Consider the following 15,137-nt stretch of genomic DNA (forward strand, 5'->3'; position numbering starts at 1 on the left):
GGCCCGAGGGGGCTCTTTGCCCGGTTTCTGAGGGGCACTGGCATGGCGTGGAACAGCACGGCCTCCCACCTCGATGGGTGCCCTGCTTGAATTTTACTGACCGCCCGGCAACATCGGCACCACAGGACCCGCCCCTCACCGGACGGGTCGGGGCACCGTCCGAAGTCACGGACGTGGTGGGCCGATGCCGCCGGACGAAGTGCCCCGGTACTCCTCTCCGGCGCGGTCTGCTTCTTCGCCGCCGACTGTGACGCGGTGACGCACCGAGGGCGCTCTCGATCTACGACCATGAGGGATGTAACTCATGCACGAACAGGACAGCACGCCGAACGGGACCCCGACCGACCGCGGCCGTCGCGGCCGTCGCGGCTTCCTGATGGGCGCGGCCGGGCTGGCGGCCACCGCGGCGGTGGCCGCGCCGGCCACGCTGGCACAGGCGCAAGCGGCATCGTCCGCCACGGGTTCCAGGGGCCCCGCCGGCCGTCGTAACCCGGTGACCGCAGCCATCACGCAGACCGGTCACCGTCGGCTCGGGTCCGGGCCCGGGTCCCTGAAGGTCTCCAGCATCGGCCTCGGCACCCAGACCATGCCGGGCGAGCTGTACGGCCCCGTCACCAGCCGCAAGGACATGGTCGCCCTCGTCCGGACAGCCGTCGATCAAGGGGTGACGTTCTTCGACACGGCCGAGGCGTACGGGCCGTTCGAGTCGGAACGGATCGTCGGCGAGGCCCTGCGATCCGTCCGCGACGACGTGGTGATCGCCTCCAAGTTCGGCTGGAACATCGACCCTGACACCGGGGCGAACACCGGTCTGAACAGCAGTCCGGACCACATCCGGCAGACCGTCGACGGCATCCTGAAGCGCCTGCGGACGGACCACATCGACCTGCTCTACCAACACCGCGTCGACCCCACCGTCCCGATCGAGGACGTCGCCGACACCGTGAAGGACCTCATCGCCCAGGGCAAGGTGCTGCACTGGGGCCTGTCCGAGCCGGGGCTCCAGACCATCCGCCGGGCCCACGCGGTCCTGCCGCTCACCGCGATCCAGAACGAGTACTCCACGCTGTGGCGCGGACCGGAGGAGCAGGTCCTGCCGCTCTGCGAGGAACTCGGCATCGGCTTCGTGTGCTGGGCGCCTTTGGGCATGGGCTTCACGACCGGCGCGATGAGTCCGTACACCCGGTTCGCGGAGGGAGACCGCCGGACCGCGATGCCCCGCAACAGCCGGGACAACCTGGCCGCCAACATGCCACTGGTACAGCTGCTCCAGGAGTGGGCCGTACGCAAGGGCGCCACGCCCGCCCAGATCGACCTCGCCTGGCTGCTGGCCCAGAAGCCGTGGATCGTACCGATCCCCAGCACCACTCGGCTGTCCCACCTCCTGGAGAACATCGGCGCGGAAGAGGTCAGGTTCAGCCCCGACGAACTCCAGGAACTGAACGCCGCCGTCGCGAGCATCACCATCCACGGTGCCCGGCTCTCGCCGGCGGGCCTCGCGCTGACGGGCGTCGAAGCACCGCCCCGCTGATCGGCCACACAAACCGAACAACGCGGCACAGCGCCCTCCGTCCCCGACCGAACTCCCGTACGTCTACGGAATGTTCGGCCGGGGGCTGGAGGGCGCTGCCGGTATTCGTTTCGTGTCGCAGAAGACGAGACTTGCAACAGCCTTGCAGGGCGCCTGCCGTGGCCCCGGTTCGATGGAGTGGGAGCCGGTCTTGTGGGCATGCGGGGGAATGGGCCGGGGAGATGGTGGGCCGGATGTCCAGGTTCCGGGAGTTGCCCCGCGATGCCGGCCGGTGGTCGGGGGCGGACCCGATGTGTCCGCCGTGGTATGCCGTCAGGACACCTGGAGCAGCAGGATCCGGTCGTCGCTGCCTTCCGGTGAACCCTTGCCGTCGGTGTTGCTGGTGACCAGCCAGAGCCTGTCACCGCCCGCCGCCACGACCGTGCGCAGCCTGCCGTACGAGCCCTCCAGCACGGCCGACGGCTCGCCCGCGACCTTGGCACCGTCCAGCGGGATGCGCCATAGACGCTCGCCCCTCAGACTCGCCATCCAGATGGCGCCCTCGGCGTAGGCGATGCCGCTGGGCGAGGCCTCCGCGGGAGTCCACTGCGCCACCGGATTGGTGAAGCCCGCTCGGTCGCTTCTGCCCTCGACCTCCGGCCAGCCGTAGTTGCGTCCGGGGCGGATCAGGTTCAGCTCGTCCCAGTTGTCCTGGCCGAAATCCGACGCCCACAGCCGTCCGCCGTCGTCCCAGGCCAGGCCCTGTGGGTTGCGGTGGCCGGAGGAGTACACGAGCGAGTCGGGTTCGGGGTTGCCGCGCGCGGGCCGCCCCTCGGGGGTCATGCGCAGGATCTTGCCCCCGAGCGAGTCCCGGTCCTGGGCGATCGGCTTGTCCCACGTCTCGCCGGTGCCGGCGTAGAGCATGCCGTCCGGACCGAAGGTGATCCGACCACCGTTGTGGTACGTCCCGGTGGGGATTCCCTCCAACACCGTCTCCGGACGGCCCAGTTGCTCACCTCGCGGGCGCGAGGTGTCGTACCGCATGCGGACGACGCGGTTGTCCGAGGCCGTGGAGAGGTAGGCGTACACCAGGCGGTCGGAGGCGAAGTCCGGGGAGACGACGAGCCCGAGCAGGCCGCCCTCGCCCGGCAGGTCCTGCGCTCCGCGCACGGTGCCGGCCTCGGTCTTCCGGCCGTTGTCCGCGTCGACGCGGGTGATCGTGCCGTCGTCTCGGGAGGAGACCAGCAGGTCGCCGTCCGGCAGCGCGGCCATGCCCCACGGGGTGTTCAGTCCCTGCGTCACGGTCCGCAGGACGCGCACGCGAGAGGAACCCGAGCCCGCGTCGTCCGTTCCGGCGGACGACGCGGGCTCCTCCTCGCCGCCCGAGCTCCCCGATGTGCAGCCTGCGAGCATCAGTACAGCGACGGCGCAGGCTGCGGCCCAGGGCGTCTTCGGCGTGGGACGGGACACGGCGGGGTTCCTCTCGATGATGCATGCGGATGGTGGCGCGGCCAGGGGACAGTGGCTTGGGGAGGGCAGGGCTCACCCCTGTGCCCCTGAACTCCACAGTCGGTCGCTGATCCGGGCGGGCCGACGTTCCCGCGGGCCCGCGTCGGCGGCGGGTCAGCTCTGCGCCCGGCCCACGGGCCACACCTGCGAGGCCCGCAGAGCCGCGATCACTCCGCCGTCGGCCAGGAGGTCGGACCCGGTGATGAAGCCGGCCTGGTGCCCGAGCAGGAAGGCCGCCGCCTCGGCGACATCGTCGGGGGTGCCGACACGCCCGGCGGCCGACGTCTCGATCATCTGCCGGTACCCCTCGCCGCCGGGGCCGGACATCTCGCCCTGGGCCAGCGGCGTGGAGATGATTCCGGGGCTGATGCAGTTGATGCGGGCGCCGTGCCTGCCCCACGAGACGGCGGCGGCCTGTACACGCAGCGCGTTGCCCCGCTTGGACAGGGCGTAGGCGGCGCCGGAGTCGCCCACCTCCTCGGGGGCCAGGAACGGCAGGGCCAGCAGCTCGGAGACGGGGGTGCTCGCCAACGCGTATTCGGTGTCGTACGGGTACGCGCCCGCCATGTGCCCGGCCATGCTGGAGATGACGACACCGGCGCCGCCGGGCGCGATGACGCGCGCGAACTCGTCGAGGACCAGCGCGGTGCCGAGCAGGTCGATGTGCAGGACCTGCTCCGTGCTTCCCTGCACCGGCGATACCCCGGCGCTGTGCACGACCTGCGTGACGGGGCCCAGCTCCGCGGCCGCGTCGGCGAGCCGGGCGACCGCTTCGTGCTCGGACACGTCGACAAGGTGCGTGGTCACGTCGTAACCGGCGCCGCGAAGCTGCTCGGCGGCCAGGCCCAGTGCCTTCTCGCTGTGGTCGGCGAGCAGCACGAGGCGGCCGATGCCCACACGACGGGCGATCGCCAAGCCGATGCCGCCCGCACCGATGATGACCGCTACGTCCTTGTCCATCGTCTGTCTCCTGTGATCGAAAATAAGGGGGCAATGCCGAGGAGGGGATCTCCTACGAGCATTCAGCCTGGTCCGCGGGCCCGCGATGTGGCAGACCGGGCTGTGCCCTGTAGCGGTGTTCAGTGACCTGCCAGGGCACCCCTGGCGACCATGGGCGCGTGGATGGGCCCGGTGCCCTGGGAGAGAGGCAGTCCCGTGCCGTGGTGGGCGCGGGCGATGATTTCCGCGGTGATGGAGAGGGCCGTCTCCTCGGGAGTTCGGGCGCCGAGGTCCAAGCCGATCGGTGAGTTGAGGCGAACGAGGTGCGTCTCGGGTACGCCCACCTCCCGCAGCAGGCCCATGCGGTGGTCGTGGGTACGCCGGGAGCCCATCGCGCCCACGTACCCCACGGGCAGGCTCAGGGCCAGGCGCAGGAGTGGGATGTCGAACTTGGCGTCGTGGGTGAGGACGCAGATGGCGGTGCGGGCGTCAGTCTCGGTGGCGGCGAGGTAGCGGTGGGGCCAGTCGACGACCACCTCGTCGGCGCAGAGGAAGCGTGCGGCGGTGGCGAAGACGGGGCGGGCGTCGCAGACGGTGACCCGGTAGCCGAGGAAGCGACCGGCCTGGCTGAGGGCGGACGCGAAGTCGACGGCGCCGAAGATCAGCATGCGGGGGCGGGAGGCAGACGTCTGGACGAGCACGGACAGCTTCTCGGGGCAGGTGGCGGCATCCCCTCCCACCTCGACCAGTGCGGTGCGTCCCGCCCGGAGCAGGGCGCGGGCCTGCTCCGCGACCCTCCTGTCCTCCCGCGCGCCGCCCAGGGATCCGTCGTACGCGCTGCCGTCGCCGCGAACGCACAGGGTGAGGCCAAGGAGCTCGCGCGGCCCGTCCACCACCTGCGCGACGGCGGCAGGGCGGCCTCGCCGTACCTCGTCGAGGGTGACGGCGAGGTGGGGCCGGTCCACGGGTTCCACTCGCTGCACCAGTACGTCGATCTCACCGCCGCAGGTAAGGCCCACGGCGAAGGCGTCGTCGTCCGAGTAGCCGAAGCGGGCCCGTGCGGGGGCGCCGCCGTCGGCCAGGACCTGGCGGCACAGTTCGTAGACGGCCCCCTCGACGCAGCCTCCGGAGATGCTGCCGACCGCGTTGCCGTCGCTGTCCACGGCGAGCGCGGTGCCGGGCGGCAGGGGTGCGCTTCCGCTGACGTGGATGACGGTGGCGAGGGCGAAGGGATGGGCTTCGCGGCACCAGTCGTACAGCGTGTCCGCGATGTTCAACATGGGCGGGTCTCCGTTGGGGGTATGAGGGCCGCCGGCCGTGGGGCGACGGGATGCGACGGCGGCCCTGTTGTCCGGCGGCTGTGCGTGGTCGGCCGCCGGACGGTTCGGGGAGCACCCCGGACGGCCGTCTCACCACGACCGGCCGTCCGAGGGCTCGTCTCGGGCCTCGGGCTCAGATCAGCGCCTCGGCGGTGATGGGCAGTTCGCGGATCCTGCGTCCGGTGGCATGGAACACCGCGTTGGCCACGGCAGGCGCCACCCCGACCTGCACGACCTCGCCGAGGCCCTTGACGCCCAGCGGGTCGGCCTCGGTGTCCTCCCCTTCGAGGTAGACGGCTCGCAGATCGGGGATGTCGGCGTTGACGGGGACGAGGTAGTCGGCGAGGTTGGCGTTGACGATCCGTCCGTCGCGGTGGTCGGTGACCGTGTGTTCCAGCAGGGCGGTGCCGATGCCGCCCACCATGGCGCCGAGTGCCTGGCTGTCGGCGAGCTTGGGGCTGATGACGCGGCCCACGTCGTAGACACCGAGCATCCGCCGTACCCGGACCAGGCCCAGCCGCCGGTCTACGGCGACCTCGGCGAACGTCGCGCAGTAGGCGTGAGTGGAGAACCGTTCCACTTCCTCACCCGGCGCGTAGGACCCGTTCGCTTCCAGGCGGCCGCGGTTGTTGCGGGCCAGGAGCTGCCGGTAGGTCTCGCCACGCACCGGGTTGTCCTTCACGTGCAGCCGGCCTCCCCGTACGACGACATCGGCGGGGTCGACGCCGTACAGCGGCGATTCCTCGTCCTCGACGGCCAGCTTGATCGCCTGCCGCCGCAGCTTGTCGCAGCCGTCCTGGACGGCGGATCCGACACTGGCCATGGTCTTCGAACCGCCCTGCAGCGGAGCCGGTGGCATGAGGGAATCACCGAGCCGGAAGGTCACGTTGCGCATGGTCAGACCGAGGGCGTCGGCGGCGACCTGGGTCATGGAGGTGTACGTACCCGGGCCCATGTCGCTGGCCGCGGACTGCACGAGTGCGGTGCCGTCGGCGTCCAGCCGGACCGAGGCCTGGGCCGGGTCCCGCCGGGTGTGGTAGGCGCCGGCGGCCATGCCCGTGCCGATCAGCCAGTCGCCGTCGTGGGTGGAGCGCGGCCGGGGGTTACGGCGGTTCCAGCCGAACTCGCGGGCGCCGGTGGCCAGGCACTCGCGCAGCCGCCGGGTGGAGAACGGCAGCCCGTCGGACGGGTCCTGCTCCGGTTCGTTGCGCAGGCGCAGTTCGATCGGGTCGACGCCCAGCTCGTACGCGAGTTCGTCCATCGCCGACTCGACGGCGTAGGAGGCGGTGGAGTAGCCGGGGCCGCGCATCCAGGTCGGGGTGTTCACGTCCAGGGGCACCGACTGCTGCGTCATACGGACGTTGGGCGTGTCGTAGAGCATCTGCCCGAGACTCAGGATGGGCTCCCCGTGCGTCTCGTAGCGGGAGGTCTCCGACCTGAGGTCGTGGATCATCGCGGTCACGCGGCCGCGCCGGTCGCTGCCCATGCGTACCCGGTACTCGTACGTGGGCCGGTAGCCCACGTGGAAGTAGAGCTGCTCGCGGGTCAGCGCGAGCTTCACCGGACGGCCCGTCTCGCGGGCGGCGAGGGCCGCGATGGTGGTCTGCGGCCAGACCCGCGAGGCGTTGCCGAACGCGCCGCCGACGAAGGGCGAGAGGACGCGTACCGAGTCCTGCGGGATGCCGAACACGGCGGCGAGTTCGTTGCGGGTGCCCTGCACCCACTGGGTCTTGTCCCAGACGGTGAGCTTGTCGCCGTACCAGCGGGCGACGGTGGCGTGCGGTTCCATCGCGTTGTGGTGGTTGCGGGCGAGCCGGTAGGTCGCCTCCATGCGTACGGCCGCGGAGTCCAGCGCCGCCGCGTCGCCCCGGGCGTAGTTCTGGGGCGTACCGCCGGCCGGGCTGCCATTCATGTCGGTCGTGGGCCGCCGCGAGTCGTACTCGATCTCCACGAGGTCCGCGGCGTGCTGCGCGACCTCCAGGGTGGTGGCCACGACGACGGCGACCGGCTGCCCGTGGAAGAGGATCTGGTCGTCCTGGAAGGCGCGCAGCCGCCTGCCCGGCGGGTTGTAGCCGCCCGGGTTGTCGCGGTACGCGAGCGTGGGTGCGTTGAGGTGGCTGATCACCGTCAGTACGCCGGACTGGGCGAGCGCGGCGCGGGTGTCGATGCCGGTGATCCGTCCGAGGGCGACGGTGCTGTCGACGACGACCGCGTGGACGACTCCTTCGGGGTCGTGGTCGGCGGCGTACTTCGCCTGACCGGTCACCTTCAGTCGTCCGTCCACGCGGGAGAGCGGTGCGCCGACGGCTGCCTGCGGCTGCGGGCTCACTTGGTACCTCCTACGATGCGCAGCTGGCGTTCGACGGTCCGCTGGAGCAACTCGACCTTGAAACCGTTGTGTTGGAGCGGGCGGGCCCCGTCCGACGCCTCCTTGGACGCCTCGGCCCACAGTGCGTCCGAGGGACGCTCGCCCATGAGGTGACGCTCGACAGCGGGCAGCTTCCAGGGCACGGTGCCCACGCCGCCGACGGCGACCTTCGCCTCGCGGATCACGCCGCCGCGGATGTGCAGGGCGACGGCGGCCGAGGTCAGCGCGAACTCGTACGACTGCCGGTCCCGCACCTTCAGGTAGCCGGACCTGAGCGGACGCGGAAGGGCCGGAATCTCGACCGAGGTGATCAACTCGCCTCTTCGCAGAGCCTGTTCGCGGTTCGGGGTGCTGCCCGGCCGCAGCAGGAAGTCGGCGAAGGCGAGGCTGCGCTCACTCCCGTCCGGGCTCAGCAGGTGCACGCGCGCCTCCAGCGCCGCGAAGGCCACGGCGACGTCGGAGGGGTGCGTGGCCACGCAGGACTCGGAGGTGCCGAGGATCGCGTGGGTGCGGTTGAAGCCGTCCCGCGCCGCGCAACCCGAGCCTGGATCGCGCTTGTTGCAGGCGGCGCTCACGTCACGGAAGTAGGTGCAGCGGGTGCGCTGCATGATGTTGCCGCCGATGGTGGCCATGTTGCGCAGTTGGGCCGAGGCGCTGAGCTCCAGGGCCTGGGAGATGACCGGGTAGGTGGTGCGGACCTTGGGATGGGCGGCGGCCTCCGTCATCCGCACGAGAGCGCCGATGCGCAGGCCTCCACGCTCGGTGACGGTCACCTCCCGCAGCGGCAGATCACCGATGTCGACCAGCATGTCGGGGCGTTCGACGGTCTCGCGCATCAGGTCGACCAGAGTGGTGCCCCCGGCGATGTAGCGCCCGCCACGTCGGCCTGCGGTGAGCGCCTCAGCGGTGTCGGAGGCCTTGGTGAAGGAGAAGGGATGCATGGGAGCCGGGCCTCATTTCCCGTGGGCGGCTTGGTCGACCGCCTTGACGATCTTGACGTAACAGCCGCATCGGCAGATGTTGCCGCTCATCCACTCCCGGATCTCCTCGGCGGAGTCCGTGTGGCCTTCCTCGATGCAGCCGACGCCGGACATGATCTGCCCGGGAGTGCAGAAGCCGCATTGGAACGCGTCCTGTTCGACGAACGCCGCCTGCAGCGGGTGCAGTCGGTCGCCGTCGGCGAGCCCCTCGATCGTGGTGACCTCGGCGCCCTCCAGACGAACCGCCAGTGTCAGACAGGAGTTGACCCGACGGTCGTCGACCAGAACCGTGCACGCTCCGCAGGCACCGGCGTTGCAGCCCTTCTTGGAGCCGGTCAGCCCGAAGTGCTCTCGCAGCAGGTCCAGCAACGAGGTCCGGTTGTCGATCGTGACCGTGCGGCGCTCGCCGTTGACGGTCAGCGAGAGCCGACCGCTGGGCGGGGCCTCGGCGGCCGGCGGCTCCTGGTCGGTCGGAACCGCGCCCGCGGTCAGACCACCGGCCGCGACCACACCACCGACGGCGGCTGTCGTCGCGATGAAGGTACGCCGTGACGGCGCGGGCGCGGGTTCTTCGGACAGGTGAAGGGGTGAGTCCGGGAGTTCGGTGGTCATACGCACTCTCTCGCTTTGGGGGGATTCAGCGGAAGATCGGCCGCTCGGGCTGGTGCGACCCCACCCATCCGGTCACGGGTGTACGGAATGCACGCTGAAGTGCCTGTCCGCCCGCACCCGGCGGATGTGACCAGCACCGAACGCCTCGGTGAAAGCCCGTTGTGGGGCGAGCTCTCGCCGTTCCGGCAGTGAGCCGAGATGCGCCGTAAGGCCGCTGTGACGGCTGTGATCTCGGCGCATGGTCCAGCCTGTGCGGGGTGCCGGAGAGACGCCAGGGAGTACTTTGCGTACGACTCCCGTGCCTACGTCTGGCAGTAGGAGCCAGTTCCAGCCAGCAGCCGGCGCGACGGCGTGCCTGACGCAATCGGTGCGGAGATCGGGCTCACGTCTCCCGGGAGAGATGGACGGGAAGCAGGTCGGCTACTGCGCAGACGATGTCGACGGCTTCGTCGCCTGCTCCTGCGCCGCCCTGTCGAGGAGGACCATCGCGTCGAACTCGGGGGTGCCGGGCTCGGCGTAGAAGACGACCAGGTGCTGGCTGTCAGTGCCGTTCAGTGTCATGCCCTGGTAGCCGAGGGTGAGTTGGCCGACGTCGGGGTGGTGGTACGTATGGCTGCCGCTGGTGTTTCCCTTGACGTCGTAGCGTTCCCACATGCGAGCGAACTCGGGGCTCTTGCTCAGGAGTTCGTCGACGATGAGAACGAGGTCGGGGGCGTCCGGCTCGATGCCGGCCAGGCCGCGCAGCCATGCGACGGCGCTGCGGACCGCGTTGTCCCAGTCGTCGAACAGGGCGCGGGCCGCGGGGTGGAGGAACACGTAGCGGGCGAGGTTGCGCTGCTCGCCCTGCCAGTCCTCGATCCCGGCGAACAGCCGAAGTCCGCCGGGGTTGGCGGCGAGCAGTTCGAAGGTGCGGCCGACCACGTACGCGGGGTTGGGCCGCAGGCTCTCCAGGATCAGCTCGGTGCCCGGAGGCACGGACCGGCTCGGTACCTTCGCCGACGCGGCCACGGCCCCGTCGGCGATCGCGGCCAGTTCCCGCAGGTGCTTGTGCTCGGCCTCCCCCAGGCGCAGAGCGCGGGCGAGGGCGTCGATCACGGACGAGCTGGGGCGGGTCTCGGTCCCGCGCTCCAGTCGCGCGTAGTAGTCGATGCTGATGCCGGCGAGGGTGGCCAGTTCCTCTCGGCGCAGCCCGGGTGTACGGCGCAGCCCTGATACGGCCGGCAGACCGACGTCTTCGGGCGTCACCCGAGTGCGGCGGGCTCTCAGGAAACGTCCCAGCTCGGTGCCACCGCTACCACCGCTGTGCTGCTCACGTGCCATGTCTTTCAGTGTGGCAGCCCCGGGACCGGTGTGGCGCTGCGCGCGACGCCGAGGGGTGCCCTGTCACAGCACTGAACACCACTGCCTGGCACAGCGCGGTCTGTCACCCGGCGAGTCCACCCGTCAAGCTGAGGACTCGCGGATGTCCCCAGGTCCGCGGCGTGCTCACGGCGTACGGGGTGACGGTCCCCGAAGGCTGCGCGCTCGCTTGCCGAGCGTGACGGCCCTGGTCTTCGTGACCTCGACAGCCACCCACCCGCAGCGAGGACCACATCCGCATGGACCACATCCGCATGGACGAGGGAGACCCACTTGGTGACGGCATGGACGAACGACGAGCTCGACAGGGTCGGGGCCGCGGAGGAACTGGTGATCGCGTCCGTGCGACGCGACGGTGCACTGAGCACGCCACGCACGATCTGGGTCGTGCGCGTGGGTGACGGGATCTACGTCCGTTCGGTGTACGGGCCCGCCTCCGACTGGTTCCGCACCACGCGGACCCGTCAGGAGGGCCACATCCGGGCCGGCGGCGTGGACAGGGACGTCTCCTTCGTGGACGCCGACCACGACATCGATGGCCAGGTGGACGCCGCGTACCGCAGCAAGTACGGCAACTACGCCGCGGAGATCATCAAGGCCATCACGAGCCCCGAGGCGTCCTCCACGACGATGCGGCTCGTGCAGCGCTGAGCCCGGATTCCCGAAGCGGCCCGCACTCCGAGCCCAGATACAAGAACCGTCCCGCGCACTGCGCCGCCGCCCGCCGCGCTCGCACCACCTGTCGCCCGTCGCGCTCGCACCACCCGTCCAGGAGATGAAACGTGCTCGGTCTCGAACTCGTCGTGGTCCTGTGCGCGACCGTGCTCGTGTGCCAGGTCGCCGGAGACCGCCTCCGTATCGCCCCGCCCGTCCTGCTGCTGGCGGCAGGGGCGCTGCTGGGCTTCGTCCCGGCCCTGCGTGAAGTGCGTCTGCCGCCCGAGGCAATGCTGCTGCTGTTCCTCCCGGCGCTCCTGTACTGGGAGAGCCTGACCACCTCCCTGCGCGGGATCCGACAGGATCTGCGCGGCATCATGCTGATGAGCACCGCGCTGGTCATTCTCACCGCCTGGGCCGTGGCAGCCGTCGCGCACGCCCTGGGGTTGCCGTGGGGGCCGGCGTGGGTGCTCGGCGCCGCCGTGGCGCCCACCGACGCGACGACGGTCGGGGTCCTCGCCCGTATGCTGCCCCGCCGCAGCATCACCCTGCTGCGTGCCGAGAGCCTGATCAACGACGGCACGGCCCTGGTCGTCTACGGACTCGCCGTCGGCATCACCGTCGGCGAGGAGCACTTCAGCGTGCCGCACGTCGGGTGGCTCTTCCTCCTCGCCTACACCGGCGGGGCCGCGGCCGGAGCGGTGACCGCCTGGCTCGGCATCCAGCTGCGCCGGCGCCTGGACGACCCCCTGCTGGGCAACGTGGTCACGATCGGCATCCCCTTCACCGCGTTCCTCGTCGCCGAGCAGATCGAGGCCTCCGGCGTCCTGGCCGTCGTGGTGGCCGGGCTCATCATGAGCCAGGTCGGCCCACGCCTGCCCGGGGCCGCGACACGGCGGCAGGCGCAGGCGTTCTGGTCGCTGTCGACGTTCCTGCTCAACGCCTCCCTGTTCGTCCTCGTCGGCCTGGAGGCCCAGTCGGCCGTCCGCGACCTGACCAGCGACGACCTCACCCACGCTCTGGTCACCGTCGGGGGCGTGTCCGTGGTGCTCGTCGTCGTGCGCTTCGCCTTCCAGTTCGGTGCGGTGTACCTGATCCGCCTGCTGGACCGCCGTCCGCAGCAGCGGCTGCGCCGCATGAGTCACCGGGCCCGGGTGGTCGGCGGGGTCACCGGATTCCGGGGGGCGGTGTCACTGGCCGTGGCGCTGTCGGTACCGGAGGCGCTCGACTCCGGCGCCCCCTTTCCCGACCGCGACGTGATCGTCTTCGTGACCTCCGGCGTCATCATGCTGACCCTGGTGGTGCAGGGCCTGCTCCTGCCCCGCGTGGTCCGCTGGGCCCGCCTGCCCCACGACACCTCCGCCGAGGAGGAGCACTCCCTCGCCGAGACCACCGCCGCCGAGGAGGCCCTCAAGGCGCTGCCGGACGTGGCCGCCGACCTCGGCACCGCCCCGGAGGTCGCCGAATGGTCGCGCCGCGAGTACGAGACCCACCTGCGCGTCGTGCGGGCCGCCGGCGACGACACCGACGGCGTGGTCCTGCGACACAAGGAGGACTACACCGCGCTGCGCCTCGCGCTCCTCACCCGCAAGCGCGCCACGGTCGTCCGACTCCGCGACGAGCACCATATCGACGACACCGTGCTGCGCCAGGTGCAGGCCTACCTCGACATCGAGGAAGTACGCCTGTCCGGAGCCGACTTGAGCGACTGACCCGACGCCATCCCTTCTCCTGTCCCACCTCACGCGCGGCCACCTGTGCGCCCCTCAAAGAAGAGTGCGATGAACCACATGGAAATCTCCACATCAACCACCGCAGCAACCCCCCTGCAGAAGCGGTTCGGACTCGCGACGGCGATCGTCGTGAGTGCGACCGTCCTCATGTCGGCGCCGTACGCGTCCGCCGAGACGGAGGCGACCTCCCCGAAGCCGGTCGTCACCGACGTGAAGACCCTCGCCTCCTTCGACTTCACCGCCGGCGACTCCCCGGAGAACATCACCGCCAACCCGGACAACTCGCTGACCGTCTCCATGCTGGGCAGCGTGGCGGGCAAGCGTCCGGCGCTGGTGCGGATCGACCCGTCCGGGCGCAGCAAGGTGATCGTCGCCGGGCAGCAGGGCGACACATTCACCGGCAACACGCGCGACCGCAAGGGTGTCATCTACTACAACGTGGCCTCGTCCGACGCATCCCGCGCCGGCGTATGGAAGCTGCCTCCCGGCGGCACCCCGCGCCGTGTCGCCGCCCTGCCCACCGACGGCCTCCCCAACGGCCTGGCCCTCGACCCGACCGGACGCACCCTGTACGCGGCCGACAGCAACAAGGCCACCGTATGGTCTGTCCCGTCCTCCGGAGGAACGGCGACCGCATGGCTGACCGACGCCGCCCTCGCGGCAAACCCGTCCGCCCCCTTCGGTGCGAACGGGCTCCGCTTCCACAAGGGTGCCGTCTGGGTTTCCAACCTGGCGAAGGGCACCCTGTTGCGGATCCCGGTCACCGCCCCCGGCGCCCCCGGCCGTATCCACACCGTCACCAGCAGCCTCACCGGCGTTGACGACTTCACCTTCCTCAACGACCGCTCCGACGTGGTCTTCGCCGCGCAGAACGGCCTCAACCAGGTCGCGCTCGTCCACCCCGAGGGGACCACCGAGACCGTCCTGACGGCCAAGGACGGCCTCGCTTCCCCCACCTCCACCGCGGTACGGGGAAACCGGCTCTACATCACCAACGCCGGTCTCAACGAGCCCCACGACGCGAAGGTGCAGCGCGGAACGATCGACCCCGCCGCACTGAACTGCGGCCCGACCTCCTGAACCTGCCGCAGCCGGCATCCGCCGCACCACCTGCTTCGGATGCCGGCGACCAGACGCAGCCAACGCCGCGTACGGGAGATGTTCGCACTGTCGACGAGCCAGAGCCCGGGCGCGGCGAAGGTGTTCACCAGGATCGTGGCGCCTGCGTCGTAGACGTCGAACGGCGGCGCAGGTCGCCTGACGCCGATCAGGCCACGCTTGCGCCTCCGTCGACATTCAGGAACGCGCCATGAACGAAGGCGGCGTCATCGGAGGCGAGGTATGCGACGGCTTCGGCGATCTCGCGCGGCAGGCCGAAACGACGGGCGGGAACAGCGTCCACTGCTGCGGCGGCCCGGGGATCATCGGCGATCGCGGCCTGCACTTCTTCGGGCACGACAGCGCCGGGTGCGACCGAGTTCACACGCACGCCTGACGGACCGTACTGCTTCGCCCACGCCTTGGTGAGGTTGTTGAGAGCGGCCTTGCTGGAGGAGTAGGCGACACGGTCCGGAGCGGCCTTGTCCGCGACGAACGAGCTGACGTTGACCACCGCGCCGCCGCCGCGCTCAACCATGCCCGGAACAAGTTCGGCCACCAGGAAGAACGGCGCCTTGACGTTGGTGTTGTACACCGCGTCGAAGAGCTCCTCCGTCGTATCGGCGGTGGCGCCCTCAGGGAACACGCCCGCGTTGTTGACGAGTATGTCGATCTGGCCTGTGACTGATCGCGCCTGCTCGGCCAGGGTCCGCGCGCTGTCCGCAGACGTCAGATCTGCCTGTACGAAGTCGGCCTTGCCACCTGCTTCCCGGATCTCGGCGACGGCTCGCGCGCCGCGCTCGGTATTGCGCCCGGAGACGATGACATGGACACCACGGTTGGCCAGTACGTCGCCAATGGCGCGGCCGATACCGCTCGTGGACCCGGTGACCAGTGCGGTCTTGCCGTTCAGTGGGGTGGACATCGCAACTCCAGCCTGCGTTGGGGGGAAGTAACTCACGCTTCCATGCGTGGAACTGAGTGTCAGACTAGCAACTGGATTTCAAACACGTAAACATGAGTCAAGTAAGGGTCTGGTCATCAGTTGCTTGACGC

At 70.4% G+C, this 15,137-nt stretch carries 12 protein-coding genes; 4 read left to right on the forward strand and 8 right to left on the reverse strand.

Annotation, left to right across the window (positions count from 1 at the left end; genetic code table 11):
- Window positions 1-304: 304 nt before the first annotated feature.
- Window positions 305-1,531: an aldo/keto reductase gene (locus OG272_RS02695; protein ID WP_405892393.1), complete on the forward strand. Its 1,227-nt coding sequence runs from the start codon at window positions 305-307 to the stop codon at window positions 1,529-1,531.
- 312 nt (window positions 1,532-1,843) lie between these two features.
- Here OG272_RS02695 and OG272_RS02700 read toward each other — a convergent pair whose 3' ends face one another.
- The 7 genes from OG272_RS02700 to OG272_RS02730 all read right to left on the reverse strand — a co-directional run bounded on the left by OG272_RS02700 (window position 1,844) and on the right by OG272_RS02730 (window position 10,557).
- Window positions 1,844-2,923: a PQQ-dependent sugar dehydrogenase gene (locus tag OG272_RS02700; RefSeq protein WP_405895974.1), complete on the reverse strand. Its 1,080-nt coding sequence runs from the start codon at window positions 2,921-2,923 to the stop codon at window positions 1,844-1,846.
- 210 nt (window positions 2,924-3,133) lie between these two features.
- Window positions 3,134-3,979, reverse strand: a complete 846-nt coding sequence (locus tag OG272_RS02705) for an SDR family oxidoreductase (protein WP_405892394.1) — start codon at window positions 3,977-3,979, stop codon at window positions 3,134-3,136.
- A gap of 119 nt (window positions 3,980-4,098) precedes the next feature.
- Window positions 4,099-5,238: an XdhC family protein gene (locus tag OG272_RS02710; protein ID WP_405892395.1), complete on the reverse strand. Its 1,140-nt coding sequence runs from the start codon at window positions 5,236-5,238 to the stop codon at window positions 4,099-4,101.
- Between the two features lie 172 nt (window positions 5,239-5,410).
- Window positions 5,411-7,606, reverse strand: a complete 2,196-nt coding sequence (locus tag OG272_RS02715) for a xanthine dehydrogenase family protein molybdopterin-binding subunit (RefSeq protein WP_405892397.1) — start codon at window positions 7,604-7,606, stop codon at window positions 5,411-5,413.
- A complete protein-coding gene (locus tag OG272_RS02720) occupies window positions 7,603-8,586 on the reverse strand; it encodes an FAD binding domain-containing protein (RefSeq protein ID WP_405892398.1) in 984 nt (327 codons plus the stop codon). Before OG272_RS02720 ends, OG272_RS02715 begins: the two co-directional genes overlap by 4 nt.
- A 12-nt stretch (window positions 8,587-8,598) precedes the next feature.
- Window positions 8,599-9,237, reverse strand: coding sequence for a (2Fe-2S)-binding protein (locus OG272_RS02725; RefSeq protein WP_405892400.1), 639 nt, complete (start codon window positions 9,235-9,237; stop codon window positions 8,599-8,601).
- Between the two features lie 420 nt (window positions 9,238-9,657).
- Window positions 9,658-10,557: a helix-turn-helix transcriptional regulator gene (locus OG272_RS02730; RefSeq protein WP_405892402.1), complete on the reverse strand. Its 900-nt coding sequence runs from the start codon at window positions 10,555-10,557 to the stop codon at window positions 9,658-9,660.
- Window positions 10,558-10,872: 315 nt separating this feature from the next.
- On the opposite strand from OG272_RS02730, the gene OG272_RS02735 reads away from it, so the two are divergent.
- The 3 genes from OG272_RS02735 to OG272_RS02745 all read left to right on the forward strand — a co-directional run bounded on the left by OG272_RS02735 (window position 10,873) and on the right by OG272_RS02745 (window position 14,063).
- Window positions 10,873-11,247 carry a DUF2255 family protein gene (locus OG272_RS02735; RefSeq protein WP_405892403.1) on the forward strand — a complete coding sequence of 125 codons (375 nt, stop codon included), beginning with the start codon at window positions 10,873-10,875 and terminating at the stop codon, window positions 11,245-11,247.
- A gap of 131 nt (window positions 11,248-11,378) precedes the next feature.
- Window positions 11,379-12,962 (forward strand): Na+/H+ antiporter, encoded by a 1,584-nt coding sequence (locus OG272_RS02740; RefSeq protein WP_405892404.1) that lies wholly within the window; start codon window positions 11,379-11,381, stop codon window positions 12,960-12,962.
- Window positions 12,963-13,031: 69 nt separating this feature from the next.
- Window positions 13,032-14,063 (forward strand): SMP-30/gluconolactonase/LRE family protein, encoded by a 1,032-nt coding sequence (locus OG272_RS02745; protein WP_405892405.1) that lies wholly within the window; start codon window positions 13,032-13,034, stop codon window positions 14,061-14,063.
- A gap of 187 nt (window positions 14,064-14,250) precedes the next feature.
- Here the strand turns inward: OG272_RS02745 and OG272_RS02750 are convergent, their stop codons facing one another.
- Window positions 14,251-15,006 (reverse strand): SDR family oxidoreductase, encoded by a 756-nt coding sequence (locus OG272_RS02750; protein WP_327731666.1) that lies wholly within the window; start codon window positions 15,004-15,006, stop codon window positions 14,251-14,253.
- Between the last annotated feature and the right edge of the window lie 131 nt (window positions 15,007-15,137).

This window comes from Streptomyces sp. NBC_00104, assembly GCF_045160825.1.
Lineage (GTDB): Bacteria > Actinomycetota > Actinomycetes > Streptomycetales > Streptomycetaceae > Streptomyces.